At 37.8% G+C, this 16724-nt stretch carries 15 protein-coding genes and 2 tRNA genes; 13 read left to right on the plus strand and 4 right to left on the minus strand.

The genetic code is table 11. The features are described from left to right. Positions 1-104 precede the first annotated feature (104 nt). Together ACWITO_RS02975 and ACWITO_RS02980 are read right to left on the minus strand one after the other, a co-directional pair. Positions 105-1484 (minus strand): LPP20 family lipoprotein, encoded by a 1380-nt coding sequence (locus ACWITO_RS02975; RefSeq protein ID WP_448528524.1) that lies wholly within the window; start codon positions 1482-1484, stop codon positions 105-107. A gap of 134 nt (positions 1485-1618) precedes the next feature. Next, a complete protein-coding gene (locus ACWITO_RS02980; protein WP_448528525.1) occupies positions 1619-2980 on the minus strand; it encodes a CsgG/HfaB family protein in 1362 nt (453 codons plus the stop codon). Between the two features lie 195 nt (positions 2981-3175). Here ACWITO_RS02980 and ACWITO_RS02985 point away from each other — a divergent pair, with 195 nt between their 5' ends. The 6 genes from ACWITO_RS02985 to ACWITO_RS03010 all read left to right on the plus strand — a co-directional run bounded on the left by ACWITO_RS02985 (position 3176) and on the right by ACWITO_RS03010 (position 7294). Further along, complete coding sequence (locus ACWITO_RS02985) at positions 3176-4180, plus strand: outer membrane beta-barrel protein (protein WP_448528526.1); 1005 nt, start codon at positions 3176-3178, stop codon at positions 4178-4180. Between the two features lie 116 nt (positions 4181-4296). Beyond that, positions 4297-5019 (plus strand): type IX secretion system protein PorG, encoded by a 723-nt coding sequence (porG, locus tag ACWITO_RS02990; RefSeq protein ID WP_448528527.1) that lies wholly within the window; start codon positions 4297-4299, stop codon positions 5017-5019. A 1-nt stretch (position 5020) separates the two neighbouring features. Then, positions 5021-5563, plus strand: coding sequence for a bifunctional pyr operon transcriptional regulator/uracil phosphoribosyltransferase PyrR (gene pyrR / locus ACWITO_RS02995; protein WP_448528528.1), 543 nt, complete (start codon positions 5021-5023; stop codon positions 5561-5563). Positions 5564-5614: 51 nt separating this feature from the next. Next, positions 5615-5690, plus strand: a tRNA-His gene (locus tag ACWITO_RS03000). A 129-nt stretch (positions 5691-5819) separates the two neighbouring features. After that, positions 5820-6587, plus strand: coding sequence for a gliding motility-associated ABC transporter permease subunit GldF (gldF, locus tag ACWITO_RS03005; RefSeq protein ID WP_448528529.1), 768 nt, complete (start codon positions 5820-5822; stop codon positions 6585-6587). Between the two features lie 233 nt (positions 6588-6820). Then, positions 6821-7294, plus strand: a complete 474-nt coding sequence (locus ACWITO_RS03010; RefSeq protein WP_448528530.1) for a hypothetical protein — start codon at positions 6821-6823, stop codon at positions 7292-7294. 36 nt (positions 7295-7330) lie between these two features. On the opposite strand, the gene ACWITO_RS03015 is transcribed toward ACWITO_RS03010, so the two are convergent. Beyond that, the gene (locus ACWITO_RS03015) at positions 7331-7801 is read right to left on the minus strand and encodes an NfeD family protein (protein WP_448528531.1); all 471 of its coding nucleotides are present in this window, start codon (positions 7799-7801) and stop codon (positions 7331-7333) included. On the opposite strand from ACWITO_RS03015, the gene ACWITO_RS03020 reads away from it, so the two are divergent. From ACWITO_RS03020 to crcB, 3 genes are all read left to right on the plus strand, one after another. Next, a complete protein-coding gene (locus ACWITO_RS03020; RefSeq protein WP_448528532.1) occupies positions 7755-10004 on the plus strand; it encodes a penicillin-binding protein in 2250 nt (749 codons plus the stop codon). The two genes, ACWITO_RS03015 and ACWITO_RS03020, sit on opposite strands and share 47 nt — an antisense overlap. Before the next feature lie 81 nt (positions 10005-10085). Beyond that, a complete protein-coding gene (locus ACWITO_RS03025; RefSeq protein ID WP_448528533.1) occupies positions 10086-10754 on the plus strand; it encodes a DivIVA domain-containing protein in 669 nt (222 codons plus the stop codon). 44 nt (positions 10755-10798) lie between these two features. Next, positions 10799-11158 carry a fluoride efflux transporter CrcB gene (gene crcB / locus ACWITO_RS03030; protein WP_448528534.1) on the plus strand — a complete coding sequence of 120 codons (360 nt, stop codon included), beginning with the start codon at positions 10799-10801 and terminating at the stop codon, positions 11156-11158. Here crcB and ACWITO_RS03035 read toward each other — a convergent pair. Further along, positions 11140-12057, minus strand: coding sequence for a glycosyltransferase family 2 protein (locus ACWITO_RS03035; protein WP_448528535.1), 918 nt, complete (start codon positions 12055-12057; stop codon positions 11140-11142). The genes crcB and ACWITO_RS03035 overlap by 19 nt on opposite strands. Positions 12058-12113: 56 nt before the next feature. Between ACWITO_RS03035 and ACWITO_RS03040 the strand changes: the two genes are divergently transcribed. The 4 genes from ACWITO_RS03040 to ACWITO_RS03055 all read left to right on the plus strand — a co-directional run bounded on the left by ACWITO_RS03040 (position 12114) and on the right by ACWITO_RS03055 (position 16620). Continuing rightward, positions 12114-13331, plus strand: a complete 1218-nt coding sequence (locus ACWITO_RS03040) for an FtsX-like permease family protein (RefSeq protein WP_448528536.1) — start codon at positions 12114-12116, stop codon at positions 13329-13331. Positions 13332-13336: 5 nt separating this feature from the next. After that, positions 13337-15142, plus strand: coding sequence for an excinuclease ABC subunit UvrC (uvrC, locus tag ACWITO_RS03045; RefSeq protein WP_448528537.1), 1806 nt, complete (start codon positions 13337-13339; stop codon positions 15140-15142). A 97-nt stretch (positions 15143-15239) separates the two neighbouring features. Continuing rightward, a tRNA-Leu gene (locus tag ACWITO_RS03050) sits at positions 15240-15321 on the plus strand. 135 nt (positions 15322-15456) lie between these two features. Continuing rightward, on the plus strand, positions 15457-16620 hold the full coding sequence (locus ACWITO_RS03055) for a tyrosine-type recombinase/integrase (protein WP_448528538.1): 1164 nt from the start codon (positions 15457-15459) through the stop codon (positions 16618-16620). The last annotated feature ends 104 nt before the right edge of the window (positions 16621-16724 follow it).

The raw sequence follows: 16724 nt of genomic DNA on the forward strand, positions 1-16724 counted from the left end.
TTGCAAATTTTTTTGCATTTTTTTACAAGTAAGATTTTGATTATCAAACTATTAGATACTTTTTAAGGGACGACTATTTATACTTGTAGAGTAAAAAGTGCTTCTTACAACACCTCTGCGAGTTTGCTTGCAATTTCGCTATCAATATTTTTAGTAGCTTTTTGGTAAGCATCAATGCCTGCTCTTTCAAAAGAGGTATGTCCGCCTTTGATTTTGGGCAAGGTTTGGTTAAAAATTTCCTCTTTGCTCAAATTATCAATAGCTCTTAAATTCATTGAAAGGAAAGCAAAATAAATACCACCGCTTTCTACGCCTTGACGAGTGTCGGATTCCAGCTCTAAAACAACCTCTGCTTTATCGGCACTACTTACAAATACATAACCACGTTTGGTAAGAGCATTTTTGAGCTGATTGGCGAGCAGAGCTGTTCTTTGAGGATTACCCAAGTTTTTCTCTTCACTTCGTATAAACAAAGTAGGTTTTGCCAAATGGATAGTGATACTTTGCGAAGGAGTACGAAAACTCTCTATCAAAAACTTGTAGAATTTATCTTCGCTGTTGCCGCTGATAATTTTGGCAAGTTCCAAAGAAACTTCTAAACGGAAACTATTACGCAAACCTTCCAATTTTTCCAGTAACACGCTTACTTCTCCTTTTTCGGTGCTATTGTACGTTTGTTTTTGTTTGGCGTATTGAGCCACTACGGGCATACTGCGTTGGGGTGTATTTTTGTAAGTGATTTTGAAACTTACCGAAGGCGTTTGGGTAGTTTGTTTTTTGAGCTGAATATTTGCCGAAGGCGTTTGAAAAAGAATATTATCTAAAATTTGCTGAATACGCGTATAGCTTTCGTTGGAAAGCATTACAGAACGTCCCTGCAAATCAGCTTGTAAATTTTCACCCCAATAATCTTTGAGAGCAAGAATGGTTTTGGCATAAAAATCAATAGCAGTGGCAGTTTGTCCTATTTTTTCATTTTCTTCTGCTTTTTGGAAAAAATCAGTAGCTACTGAAAGAGCATTTTGCTGTTTTCGGCGTTTTTGTTCGGCATATTTGCTTTTAGAAAGTCGGTAATATACCCAATAACCTGCTTCTTGTGGATTTTCGTAAGTATCTACCAACTCATACTCTTCAATTTCGTTGCGAACCGTGCTTTTGATAACAGACTCATATTCATCACGGAAGCTGTTTTTTTTATCCATTTGGTATAGTACCGAAGTGCTGGAAATATTCACCTTGATTTCAGAAAGCAAGTCTTCAAAAGCACTATTTTTCGCCGATTGCTGATAGTTGGGCAAGCGAGTAGAGCTATAGCCAATACCCACATAATATTGAGAACTGATAGGCTTCGCAATCACCCATTCAGGTTTAGGTTTAGCTTCTATTTTACTTGTAGTTTGCTTATTTTTTCGCTTTTGCGATTGAGCCGTACAAGCCCATAAGCTAAAAGTTGCTACAAGGATAATATGTAAATAACTTTTCATAGTTCAAGGGTTCAAGGGTTCAAAGGTTCAAGGTTCAAAGGTTCAAGGTTCAAAGGTTCAAAGGTTCAAGGGTTCAAGGATTTAGGGTTCAAACTTCAAACCTCAAACCTCAAACTTTCAAACCTCAAACCTCACTACTTCCCAATAGCTCTATACACGTCAGCAGAAACTTCGTCAGAGATTTGTTTGTAAAGATTTTGTACAAGCTCGTTGGTAGATCTTAGTTCTCGGCGTCCTTGAAATAGCCTATCAAAGCGATTTTTTTCATTATTTCCCCAAAAAACACCATTTGCATCACCGGGAAAAAGGTTGCGGGTATCGCCTTGGTAAGTACCATAACGAACTTCGTCTTTTAGTGTTTTGTTGACAATATTAGAGGCTAAAATACGCCCTGTTTCAGAAGAAATAAGCTGATACTCAAAAGTAACATTGATATCTTTATCGTTGTAATACTCGCGATAGGAGGTACGGCGGTATTTGGTTACATTCTGATACTGATTGGTAGTAGAATTCCACTCTTTGGCTTGGTAGCTCTCGTAGGCGATTTTCTCTTCGCTACGCAACCTACCTACGTTTTCGGTAAAATTGGTTACTTTGCCAATCAAAACGGCTTTTACACCCAAAAGATTACCTACTTTGGCGGCGGTAGCCTCATCTACATTGCCCGAAAGACCAAATTTTTGTTCGTCAAGAATAGTTTGCAAGTTTTCTCTATCCACTAAATCAATGAAGGGACTTTTGAGAGCCAAAATAGAAGCTACTACATTGCCCTGAATGGTGCGTTCTATGCCATTGTAGCGTGTATAATTCTGGAAAGGAAGTACCGAAACGGTGATAGCGGCTTCTTTGCGGGCTTTTTCACGCAAAACGCTGGCATCTTTATAGGATTTATCATTTTGGTAGATTTGGTCAAAATAATAATAGGCTTGCTTGTAATTTTTAGCTTGCATTTCGGCAAGACCATTTCTATAAAGAGGCTCGTTGGCAGAGGTGCGTTTGAGCGTTTTTACATCTTTGTAGTTGGGGTCTAAGTTTTTGATTTCAGCAAGTATGGGGTCGGCGGCTTCAAAATTTTCTACGGCAAGCAAGTCAGTAGCTTGCTTATAGAGAACATCTAAATATTTAGCTTTGGACTTTTCAAAATATTGTTCGTATTGAGGGGGAGCCGAAAGCTCAATATTATACCTGCGAACCTGCTCGGCAAATTCTTGGGCTTTGAGGTAGGCATAGACTGCCCCTTTGTGGTTATCGCTGGCGTGAGCCTTAAAAACATCACTTAGCCGATTGTCATAAACAATTTGCCCTGTTTTTTTGAGAGCAATCTTTGCATCAATATAATCGGGTCTGCGAGATAGCGACTGCAAATACATTTGCGAGGCTTCATCATACATATTGGCTTGCTCCAATTTTAAGCCTTTTTTATAGTAGCTTTTTGCTCCGGAGCAAGCATACAAAAAGGCTGAGAAGGAAATGAGGATAATGTAAAACTTTTTCATACATTCGGGGTTGTTTTCAGCAAAAATACTATAATTATTGTGCCAAAATTGGTAATTTTTTACAAAAACGCAAAAGTTTTTTATAGAACTTTCTGGAAAATTAAAAAAAATGCAAAAAATAATTGCAGATTTTTTTTGCAAGTTTGCGGGCTTCTCTTATATTTGTGCATTAAAACATCAAAAAAATAGCCACGTATGAAAAAGCTGTTTTTATCTGTATTTTCTTTTTGCTTGATAAGTGGAGCTTTTGCTCAAATGAAAATGGGTTCTTGGTCTATTGGAGCGGGGCTGGGAATAGGAAACTATTTTGGTGATATAGTACCCAAAGCCAATGATTTGAGTACAGATTTACGTTATACACGTCTGAGCCCAAGTATTGATGTTGCCTATCAATTCACTGAGCAGTTTGCCGTAGAATTTGACGTGGCTTGGATACGTTTGCTTTCTTCAGACTTTCAGACAGCAGACCCTCGTAACGTTAGACACCGCTATCGTTTCTTGCGTAATCAGAATTTCAGAAATGATGTTTTTGAAGTAGGTATCACAGGAGAGTGGGATTTCAAACCTACTATCGGGGGGATTTTCCGCAGACCTACGTGGCGTCCTTATGCTTTTGCAGGAATTGCAGGGTTTTATCATAACCCCAAAGGAATGACACCTGATGGCAGATGGGTAGATTTGCAACCTCTGCGTACCGAAGGACAAGGTTTGCAATCTACGGCTACACGTCCTGATGGTTCTATCATTGAATATCCTAAAAAGCCTTATTCACTTTTCAGCGTTGCTATTCCCTTTGGTGGAGGTATCAAATACAGATTGAGCGATAATTGGGATATTGCTTTTGAAATTGGTTATCGCTTTACATTTACCGATTATCTTGATGATGTGAGTGGAAACTATGCCAGTGCCGCTGATTTAGCCGCTTTCAATCCTTTATCGGTAGTAATGGCAAACAGAACCCTTGAACCTCGCGACCCTATTTCGGGTAAAGATAGAGATTTTGACCCTGTGGTGCAAGGTACTAATGGCTATGGCGTAGATGAAATAGGCAGACCTACCGTAAATGGCTTTGGTAGAGCAGGCGACCAAAGAGGAGACCCTCGCGATAGAGATATTTACATTGTTACCACTTTTCGTGTGCAATACTTTATGGAACAAAGAGGCGTTAGATGCCCTAAATTCCGTAGAGTAAGAAGGTAATAGGTTTGGTAAATACAAAAAATTCTTTATTCCCTCCAAAAATATTGTGAGGGATTTATTTTTTGGCAAGATTTTAGATTTATTTGAAAAGATTTTGGAACTTAAAGGTTAGAAAAATGCGAAAAAAAATAGCTTGGCTCGTAGTTTTTGCAATCTTTCAAAGCTATCTACTCAATGCTCAAAAATTTGAGATAGGGGCTTTTGCAGGAGGAATGTTTTACAGAGGAGAGGTTTCTAAATTTAGTTGGCGTTCGCCCGGAGGAATGGCAGGAGTGATGTTTCGTCAGAATTGGAATGGGGCTATTTCAACACAACTCTCTGTATCCAATGGCAATATACAGGCAAGTGATAAAGATAACCCTAACGATGCCCTTGCTCGGCAAAGAGATTTTTCTTTCAAAACCCGCATCTTTGAAATCGCTTTCTTGGGGCAATATAATTTTTATGATTTTGGACATTTTACGGATAGTAGCCCTTGGACACCCTATATTTTTGTGGGAGTAGCGGCTTTTAATATGAGCGTCCAAAATATTGCTGATGGCACGCTTCCGCCTTACACTCCTTTGCAAGTGGCTATTCCTTTTGGTGTAGGGGCTAAATTTATGGTCAATGAAAACTGGAATATTTCATTGGAATTTGGGGCAAGGAAAACCTTTACCGATTATTTAGATGATGTGTATGTGCGTTCAGGTAGAAACCCTAATCTTTTTTCGGGAAACCCCAATAATAAAGATACTTACTTTGCCCTGAATTTGGGAATTAGCTATGTGTTCCAAAATTCGCATTGTCCTACACTTTACAAAGTAAAACGCGGTCGTCTGAACAGATTTTTGCTCTGATATGCAAGCCAAAGTTATTATTCCTCAAAATCTTTTGGAAGTTATTTTGCAACGCCTTTGCCAAGAGCTAATTGAAAATCATAACGATTTTCAGGAAAGCGTTTTGATTGGCGTTCAGCCCAAGGGCATTTTTGTAGCCCAACGTATAGCTTCTGCTTTGGAAAAAATATTGCAAAAGCAGATACCATTAGGATATTTGGATATTACCTTTTTCAGAGATGATTTTCGCAAGCGTGAAAAGCCTCTCTCGGCAAATACTACTAAAATTGATTTCTTGATTGAAGGTAAAAAAGTTATTCTGATTGATGATGTGCTTTACACGGGCAGAACTATTAGAGCCGCTCTTGATGCTATGCTTGCCTTCGGCAGACCTCATCTGGTAGATTTGCTCGTACTCATTGATAGAAAATATGCTCGCGATTTGCCTATTGAAGCCAGATATGTAGGTAAGGCTGTGCATACTTTCGCAAGCGAACGCGTAAAGGTACAACTCAAAGAGCAAGGCTTTGAGCAAGATAGTATTTGGCTTGAAAAAAATCCTTGAAAAATCCTTGACAGGCTTGTTTTTTTTATCTATCTTTGCACACTCAAAAACGGAGAATGTAGCTCAGTCGGTTAGAGCATCGGTTTGTGGCACCGAGGGTCGTGGGTTCGAGTCCCATCTTTCTCCCAAATTTTCCTAATATCTGACCTAATATAAATTTGCATAGAAAAGATTTATGTATTGCATAAATCTTTTTTCTTTATGCTAAAATCCCAAAAACATCAAGCTCATTCATTCAATCATACTACCATATTTTATGTGGATTATTTTACAAAAAGAAATTCGTTTGTTTTTTAGCTCTCTAATTGCCTATATGGTTTTGGGGGCTTTTTTGGTTGCTATGGGGCTTATGGTTTGGGTATTGGATATAGGTGGGCTTACCGTGCTCAACTACGGCTATGCCGATTTGAGTAAGTTTTTTTTGGTTTCACCTTTTATTTTTATGTTTTTAGTGCCTGCTATTACGATGCGTAGCTTTGCAGAAGAAAAGAAATCAGGGACGATTGAACTGCTCTACACGCGTCCGATAGGAGAGTGGAGCATACTCTTGGGGAAATATGCGGCATCTGTATTACTACTGCTTTTTGCATTACTGCCTACTTTGCTATATGTTTATTCGGTGTATGACCTTTCTACGGTAGAAATTAAAAACAAACAAACAGGCGAAATAGCATTGAAAAACACAATGGATCTGGCAAGCATCATAGGCTCTTATTTGGCTTTGGTACTTTTGGGGGCTACTTTTACTGCCATTGGTATATTGGCTTCTTCTCTGACCAAAGACCAAATCGTAGCGTTTATTTTGGCAGTTTTTTTGTGTTTTGTGCTATATTTTGGCTTTGAAGGCATCAGCCGTATTGATGAAACCGCTGATTTCGCTTATTTCATCAAGCAAATAGGCATAGATTTTCATTATACAGCAATGAGTAAAGGGCTTATTGACTCACGCAATTTGGTTTATTTTGTCGTACTTATCGGTTTTATTCTTTTTCTTACCAAACTCAACCTTTCAAAAAGAGCCTGATAAATATCATTAAAATTTTTGATTTTTATTACACTTAAAATTTTGTTTGCTTTTAAGCCTTTTATCGTCTGAATTTTTGATAGCAAATCTGATTTTATTGATTTTAGCAACATTACTCTTTTCAAATAAACTTTTTTTGAAAGTATTTTCGGAAAAAGAAGTAAAATTTTTTCAAAAAAATTTGTAAAATATCTCGTTAAGTATTACCTTTGCAAGGTAAATCTACAAACAAAATGAAACCTATTTATACATTTGCACTTATTGCTCTCTTTTTATTTTCCAATGCCCAAAGTGGTGAAATTCAGTATCAACCTGTAAAAGGTTATGCTTTTGTAGGTGATGACCAAGATATGTGCCAACTTTTTTACATTATTCATAGCGAACAAGAGTGGAATACGCTATTTAAGCCATATCCTGGGCATTATGTAAAAGAAATTACCAATATTGATTGGCAAAAATATAATGCCATTGCTACCGTAAAAACAGGCAAAGATGCTTGGCGTTTGGAAGCAAAACGCTTGGAATTGGACGAAGGAGAGTTTATTTTTGAGTATGAAGCTCAAAAGACCGATGAAGGTTTAGGTTGGAAAAACGCTACCCCTCTTGTAATTATCGCACCCAAAAAGAATTGTAGAGCGGTACAATTCGTAGAAAATGGACGAATGATTAAAAAGCTACACAATTTTTCAAGTAAGAGAGATTTCTAAGAAAATAAAAAAGGCAGGTTTTCCTGCCTTTTTCTTTTACGCTATACTCACAAATACCTCATTCCCTCTGATTTCAATAATTTTGACCTTTTTCCCTGCATCTATTAGTTCGCCGAAAGTTTGTACTTCGGTGCGTTTGCCATCAAACTCTGCAATACCCGAAGGGCGTAGAGCTGAAATAGTAAAACCTTCTTGCCCTACTTGTAAGTAAGATACAGCAGTTGGGATTATTTTGGCATCATTTTCGGTATTGAGGGCAAATTTTCGCCATACTTTCTTTTTATAGCCCCAATAAAATATAAACACTAAAAAAACAATAGAACCCGAAGCCGTCAGTATCCCTACTTTACTACCATACTCGCTAAACGCATACCAAACGCCTACCGCCATTAGCAGAAAGCCAAGCAGACCTACAAAGGTAGTTCCCGGTATAAAAAGCACTTCTATTACAATCAGGGCTATGCCTACCAAGATAAATAGACTGATAATTGCAATTTCCGAAAGCATAGTTTTATCTTTTTTCTTGCAAAATAACGCTTTTCACGAAAGATTTTATATTTTTGCTCAAAGATTTTTCTTAGGTTTTTCGGTGATGAATGTCAAAAAATCCATACTCTTACGCGTGCGTATTGCTTTTTTGGCAATGCTCGCTGTGTCAGTGCTTTCAGTGGCTCGTATGGCATATTTACAAATGGTGCAAGGCAAAAGGTGGGAAAAGCGTTTTGCCGAACGAGATATTCGTTTTCGCAAAATTCCTGCTATGCGGGGTAATATTTATGCCAGCGACGGTAGTTTACTTGCTACTTCTTTGCCTTACTATCGCGTAGCCATAGACCCCACTTTGCCCAATGATGAAGACTTTAAGAAAAATATTGATTCTCTTTCCAAACTGCTCGCTAATTTTTTTCAAGACCAACCCGCTTCTTATTACAAAAAACTCATTACAGAGGCTCGTAGTGCTAAAAAGCAATTTGTGTATCTCAACAACAAACGCATTGATTATCTTGCCAAACAGCAAATAGCTCAATTCCCTTTGTTTAGAATTCAGAGCAAAAATCGTAAGCGTACTACCGTAATTTTTGAACCCGAATTTCAGCGTTTTCGTCCTTTTGGTATGCTTGCTTCGCGTACCTTGGGCTATGCCAGCGAAGATTCCAGCAAAATTGTTGGGGTAGGTTTGGAATATAGTTTTCATAAATATTTGGCGGGAAAATCGGGGCAGGCTCTTTTTCAGAGAATAGCAGGTGGCAACTGGATACCCTACCAAGCGGGTTCTTATATTGAACCCGAAAATGGTTATGATTTATACACTACGCTGGATATAAACATTCAAGATGTTGCCCAAGATGCTCTATTAGAGGCTTTGGTGGAAAATGATGCAGACTTTGGCTGTGTAATTGTAATGGAGGTTGCCACAGGCGAAATTAAGGCAATGGCAAATTTGGGTAAAAATGAAGATGGCTCTTATAGCGAAAATTACAATTATGCCATTGGAGATAAAGGTAGTACCGACCCTGGCTCGGTATTCAAACTAGCTTCAATGATGGCACTGCTGGAAGATAAAGCCGTAAAAATCACCGATTACGTAGATACCGAAGAGGGGGTGAAAGACTTTTATGGTGTCAAGCTCACCGATGTCAAAAAAGGAGGTTTTGGCACTATCACTGTGCAAAGAATGTTTGAAGTTTCTTCCAGCATTGGTATAGCCAAGCTCATCAATGACCGTTTCAGGCACGAGCCTATGCGATTTATTCAATATTTGGAAAAATTTGGTTTGAATACACCACTGGATTTCCAAATGGCAGGAGAGGCAAAGCCCTACATCAAAACCCCCAAAGACCCCACTTGGAGTGCTACATCACTTCCTTGGATGTCTATTGGTTATGAAATGAGAATTTCGCCTCTGCAAATGCTTGCTTTCTATAATGCAGTAGCTAATAATGGGAAAATGGTTCAGCCCATTATCGTAAAAAGTATTCGTGAAGCAGATGAAGCCGTGCAAGAGTTCAAAACAATTACGCTCAAAGAAAAAATCTGTTCCGATAGTACCATAATGCTTCTAAAAACACTTTTGGAAGGAGTTGTGGAACGAGGTACAGCTCGTTCTGTAAGAAATTCGCTCTATAAAATTGCAGGAAAAACGAGTACCTCTCAGAAGTTTCGTAATGGCAAGTATGTAAAGGCGTATCATACTTCTTTTGCAGGATTTTTCCCTGCCGAAAAGCCCAAGTATAGTTGTATTGTCGTGATTGATAACCCCCGTGGCGATAAGCAGTATGGTGGAGATGTCGCCGCACCTGTATTCAGGAAAGTAGCTGATAAACTTTTCTATCAAGATGCCGCTTTGCAACGCTCTTTGGGACTTGGTGGTATGCCCAACAACAATTTTATAGCAGTGCATAAAAACGGCTACCGAAATGTTTTACACGAGGCATATCTCAATTTGGGAGCAAATGTTAAAACCGATAGCACCAGCGATTGGGTAAAAAGTGTATTTAGCCCCGATGCTTCTATTTTTTTACAACCTTCGGAGCAACGCAAAGGGTATATGCCCGATTTGAAAGGCTATACGCTTCGCGATGCTCTATTTTTGCTTGAAAATAGAGGAATACGTGTGCAAACCGAAGGAGCAGGCAAAGTCTATTACCAGTCTGTAAAGCCGGGCAGAGGGATTGGCAGAGGCGATAAAGTGTTTTTGAAATTGCGTTGAAAATTAGTTTTTTGAGCAGAAAAGTATTAGTTTTGTGGAAAATTTTGGCAAAATTGCTTTTTTTACCAAAAACACCTGTTTATGAAAATTACGCCTATTGAAATTCGTCAGAAAACTTTTGAGAAAAAGGCTTTCGGGGGCTATGATAAAGATGAAGTAACAGCTTTTTTGCAAGCACTATCGCAAGAATGGGAAAAACTCAATAATGAATTGCGTGAAACAAAAATACGCTTGGAAATAGCAGAAAAAGAAGTTTCACAACTTCGTCAGGTAGAAAGTTCTTTGTTCAAAACGCTCAAAACAGCCGAAGATACAGGTAGCCATATCGTAGAACAAGCCAAACGCGATGCCGAACTGAAAATCAAAGAAGCTCAACTCAAAGCAGATGATATTTTGAATGATGCTCGCCTGCAAGCTAAAACAATGATTCAGAAGGCTGATGTAAAGGCGAAAAGTCTTATGCAAGATGCTATCAATGAAATGAAAAATATTCGCCACGAATGTTTGATGTTGGATTCTTATCGCGATAATCTTATCACCGACCTAAAAAATTGGGCTTACTCAATGCTGGATAAGGTAAGCAAAAGCGAAGAGCGTAATATTTTGGAAACTTTTGATAGTAAAATTAAAGAAGCAGAAGCCATTTTGGAAAAACATCAGCAGGAAATTGAACAACTTACTGAAAAATACAGCGAACCCTCTAAAACAACAGAAGAGCCTCCCAAAGAAAATTTGGCTAATTTTTTTTAGCACGCTTAAACCTTTAACTCCTAACCTTTAACCCCTTCTTATCTATGTTACAAAATTTGATTTGGGTATTTTTAGGCGGCGGATTGGGTTGTGTAAGCAGGTATGGGATAAATGTATTGGCTACGGCTATTTTTTCTACACGTTTTCCTTTCGGAACGCTTGTTGTAAATATTGTTGGCTCTTTTTTGATAGGGATTTTTTTTGCCTTACACAAAGAAAGTGCAGAACGCTTGCGTTTGTTTGTTGTAACGGGTTTTTTAGGGGGCTTTACAACTTTCTCTGCATTTAGTTACGAAACCCTTGCCCTTGCCGAAAAATCGTTGGAGTATGCCTTTTGGAATATTCTTTTGAATGTTATAGGCTCGTTGGGGGCGGTTTTTTTAGCTTATCGTTTATTTTCTTGAAATTTCAAAGGGAAATGCACAGCATTTGCCACAATGATGAGGTCATAGATTTTGTAGCGAATTTTGGTAGGTAAAATTTTTAGAAAATTGTACTTATCTACTACATTCACCCAAAACCAGCCTGCAAAAAATCGGTAAATGAGTTTTTTGATGCCCTGGGCTGGTTTATAGCTATACTGATTGTAGGCATAGCGTTCAGGATAAAGCTCTTTGAGTTTCTCGTGTGCTTTTTGGTATTGTTGTTGGCGTTTGATGTAGCTTTGGCAAGTAATAAAATCATCGTGCCAACCAATAATTTCAGGGTTAAAATAAATGGCGATACCCTGCTCAATAGCCCTTTTTCCCAAATCATAGTCTTCGGCATCGGTGAGTTTTTCGTCAAAACCGCCTAATTGCTCAAATAATTGTTTGTTCAAAGAGCAGTTGGCAGAGGTGAGAAAAAACTTATCGGCAGGCATAGGTTGCTTGCTAATTACGCTATTGCCCCAGATTCGGCTCAAAATGGCTTTGTACTTTTGTAAATCATTTTGTAAGGCATTCCAATCTTCTATTTGGTTGCCTACTAAAATTGCATTTTTCGTGATTTGATGAAAATCCCAATGTTTTTGTATGGCTTCAGGTTCTAAACGCATATCGTCATCTACAAAAACGAGCAAATCGGCAGAGGCGTTTTTTACCCCTGCATTTCTTGCCCCTGCACGCCCTTTATTGGCTTGATAAATGGTTTTTAAGGGAAAATTGAATGGGGTTTCTGCAAGTATTTTTTGCGTTTCATCAGTAGAGCCATCTATTACTACAATTACTTCAAAATCACGGAAAGTTTGTTTTTCCAAAGAATGAAGCAAGTTCAAAATCTTTTTTGCACCATTATACGTTGGTATAATCACGGAAACTTGCATAGATTTGCGGATATGCTTTTTTTGTTGTTACTTGGCATAAGATTTTGCACAAAAATATGAAATTAGCCCTAAAAGTTGCAGGAAAATATTTTCTTTCCAAAAAACGAAATCTTTTTATCAACATTATTTCTGCTATTACGGTCATTGTAATTGCCCTTGCTACAATTGCTTTTATTGTTTTGCTTTCAGTTTTCAATGGTTTGGAGGCACTGATGCGTAGCCAATACAATATCCTAAACCCCGAACTTAAAATTTCTCCTGCCAAAGGTAAATTTTTTGTTTATGATGAAAAAATTAAGCAAAAAATTGCTTCCGTAGCAGGTATAAAAGTAGTTTCGGAGGCAATAGAAGATGATGCTGTTTTTCGTTACAAAGACCGACAAATGGTAGGGAAAATAAAAGGGGTTACCAATAATTTTGCAGAACTAGGAGGCATAGCCAAACAAGTAAGAGCAGGGGAGTTTAGGCTTTATGAAGGAGATTATGCTCGTGCAGTAGTAGGGTTGGGGGTGTTTCAGATGCTTACAATGAATATGGCTGATGATGTACTAGAAATTTGGTATCCGAACCGCAAGCAAAAAATCTCTATGACTGAAAAAGATATTCGCAAACTGGCTCTTTTGCCTTCGGGGGTTTTTGAGGTAGAATACGAACACGATGGCAAATATATTATTGTACCCATTGAATTTACCGAAGAGCTAATGCAATACGAACACAACGAAAGAAGCTATTTGGAACTTGCGTTAAAAGAGAAAAAACAAATTCCCAAAATTCAGAAAGAGTTGCAAAAGGTGCTGGGTGAGGACTTTTTAGTGCAGAACCAAGAGGAGCAACAATATGAAATTTTGAGAGCTATTCGTATTGAAAAACTTGTTACGCGTATAGCACTTTCTTTTGTGTTTCTGATAGCTTGCTTCAATATTTTCTTTTTGCTTTCTATGATGGTCATTGAAAAACGCAAAGATATTGCAGTATGGCAAGTTTTGGGAGCTGAAAAGCGGTTTATCCGAAGTGTTTTTATTGGACAGGGGTTAATGATTGCCCTAACAGGAGGCATTTTAGGGTTGGCTTTGGGCTATTTGCTTTGCTTTTTCCAAGAAAAATATGGCTTTGTAAAAATGAACATTACTTCTACGATTGTTGATGCCTACCCTGTGAAAATGGATTGGGTAGATTTTGTTTTTACGTTTTTTACGATAGTTGTTTGTACTTGGATAGTTTCTTTGTTCCCTGCTAAAAATGCCCTGAAAACAGACTTACGTGAAAATTTGTGAGTTTTATGAACGATTTTAGCGAAATTTTAAGTCAGTTGCCACAAGAAGCGGGTATCTATAAATTTTTTGATGCCAATGATACCATTATTTACGTAGGCAAGGCGAAAAATCTTAAAAATCGGGTGAGTTCGTATTTTGTAGGACTGCAAAATCATAGTCGTAAAACGCAAAGACTTGTTTCGCAAATTCAGCGAATAGAATATGTAGTGGTAAATTCGGAATTAGATGCTCTGCTTTTAGAAAATGCCCTTATTAAAGAATTTCAGCCCAAATACAATATTTTACTCAAAGACGATAAAACTTATCCTTACATTTGTATTACCCACGAGCCTTTTCCGAGAGTTATTAGCACTCGCCGTTTTGAACGAGAAAAAGGTACGTATTTTGGTCCTTATGCCAATGTACGTGCTATTAACGACCTCTTGGAACTTATCCGAAAACTTTACACCATTCGGACTTGCTCTTATCATCTTTCGCAGGAAAATATCACCCAACGCAAGTTCAAAGCCTGTTTGGAATTTCATATTCAGAACTGCAAAGCCCCTTGTGAAGGGTTGCAAAGTGAAGCCAATTATTTGGAAGATATTGAGCAAATCAAGAAAATTTTGAAAGGAAATATCAAGGCAGTCAGAGAGAAATTGGAGCAAGAAATGTATGCTTATGCCACAGAATTGGCTTTTGAAAAAGCCCAAGCCTGCAAGGAGAAAATAGAACTTTTACAGATTTTTCAAGAAAAATCGCAGGTGGTAAATCCCCATATTACTGATGTAATGGTGCTTACGGTGGCTACTGACGAAGAAAGTGCCTTTATCAACTTTTTAGATGTACAAAATGGTACTATTTTGCATACTGAAACGCAACAAATTGAAAAAAAACTTGATGAAACTGCCGAAGAAATTGCCCTTTTAGCCATTCTCAATTTACGAGAAAAGTACAATAGCCCCGCCAAAGAAGTAATCAGCAACATAGCTATAGCTGAAAATCCTACGGATTTACGTTTTTTTACGCCCCAAGTGGGAGAAAAAAAGAAACTTTTAGAGCTTTCGCTGAAAAACTTATTCTTTGCTCAAAAAGAACATTTGCGAAAGCAAGCAGAACGCAAACAAAAGTCTTTGGAAAGCACCCAACGCATACTGGAAACTTTGCAAAAAGACCTTCGTTTGCGTGAGTTACCCACCCATATTGAGTGTTTTGATAATTCTAACATTCAAGGTACAACCCCTGTGGCGGCTATGGTTTGCTTTCTGAACGGGAAGCCCTCAAAACGCAATTATAGGCACTTTAATATCAAAACCGTGGTAGGAGCGAATGATTTTGCCTCAATGTATGAGATAGTTTTCAGGCGTTACAAAAGGCTGTTGGAGGAAAAACAACCTTTGCCGCAACTGGTAATTATAGATGGGGGTAAAGGGCAACTATCTGCCGCTTGCAAGGCTTTGCAAGATTTGGAAATCTATGGCAAAATGGCAATTATTGGTATTGCCAAAAAGTTAGAGGAAATTTATTTCCCTGATGATGAGCTACCTCTTCATCTTTCCAAAAAATCGGAATCTTTGAGGCTTATTCAGCAAATTCGCGACGAAACGCATCGTTTTGCCATTACATTCCATAGAGAAAAGCGTAGCAAAAAGGCTTTTGAGAGTGAGTTGGAAAGTATCAAAGGCATTGGGGAAAAAACAATGCAGAAATTGCTTGGACATTTCAAGTCGTTGGCAAATATCAAGCAAGCAAGATTTGAGGAAATTGCTTCGGTGGCGGGCAAGAAAGTTGCGGAGCTTTTATGGAATAGTTTGCAACAAAAAGAAAATTGATTTTCAGATTTTTATTGTAAAATTGATATTTTTTTTGCCAAAAAATTTGGAAATAAAAACCGATTGCACTAATATTGCAGTCCCAAAAGCCAAAAATGCCTAGGTGGCGGAACTGGTAGACGCGTACGACTCAAAATCGTATGCCTTCGGGCGTGCCGGTTCGATTCCGGCCCTGGGTACATTAACTTTATTTTGTTAGCCTTCAAGCCTATTGAAGGCTTTTTTATTTGTGTAAAAAGCCTTTCTTTCATAGTCTAATACAAATAAGTTCCTTACTATTAGTTTTGCAGTAAAAAGTCTATGCAATACAAAAAATGAAAGTTCGCTTCTGGTTTCGCAAGTGCCAAACCAATCCCAAAAATCAAGTTGGCACGCTTTACGTGTATGTTACGCTTAATGGCATACGCTCACGAGAGTTTAGCACAGGTATTAGCGTAGAAAAAAAGCAATGGGACGCTAAAAACCAAAAAGTCAAGGGCAATTCTATTCTTACGCAAGAAATTGAAAACCTAAAAAACACAATCCTGAAAGCCAAACAGAAACTTGAATTTGAAAAGAGCGATTTTACGGCTAATGATGTGCTTGAATTGGTTTTCAATAGTAGAAACAAACAGCTTCAACCTACTTTTCTGCAAATTTGGCAACAATTCTTTGAGGTAAAGCAAAAGCAAGAAAAGTGGAGTTACAACACAATCCGTAATCACAAAACTATGCTGAAAACGTTTAGCAGATTTTTGCAAGAAAAACAACTTGAAAATATTTTGCCCCAAAACCTCAAAAAACTACATCTGCAAGAGTTTATTATATGGTACAATCGTAGTAAAAACGTTACGGCAAGAGTTATTGCAATGGTGCAAAGAGTTTTGCAGTATTGTATAGATTGCGAAATAATTCACGAAAGCCCGTTATTGCATTACAGCATTGAAAGAGAAAATCGCATTGATAAAACTCACCTGACCGAAACAGAACTTGAAAAATTGGAAAACTATCATACAGAAAATTTAAGCCACGTCAGAGCCAAAGATATTTTTCTTTTTTTGTGCTATACAGGGTTAAATGTTTCGGACTACTTTCGTTTTGCACAAAATCCGCAAGCGTATATCAAAGAGAGTTTTATCATTATGAGCAGGCAAAAAATGGAAAAGAAAAGCAGTCAGAAGGCTTATATTCCTATCACGGAAAAAACGCAAGCGATTTTAGAGAAATACAAATATCAGTTGCCAACCTTCAAAAACCCGCAAACTATCAATAAAATTTTGAAAGAACTTGGGCAAATTTTACGGATTGAGGCAAAAAAAATGCGTACCAAAGTAGGACGCAAGACCTTTGCTCACTTTTGGCTCAATAGTAATATTGACCGCAAAGCCGTCAGCAAAATGCTTGGACACGCTAAAACTACTACATTAGAGCAATATTATGCTGATGTAGATTTTGAATTTGTGAAAAGCCAAATCCTCAAAAACGCCCCTGAAATATAGAAAGGTAAATCAAATTTATTGTAAGTTTCTGTAAAACAATGAATTTACATTTGTAAATAGCAAAAAAGTACAAGAGCTGAAAAAGTTTACATTTGTAAATTAAG

The organism is Raineya sp., assembly GCF_053497555.1.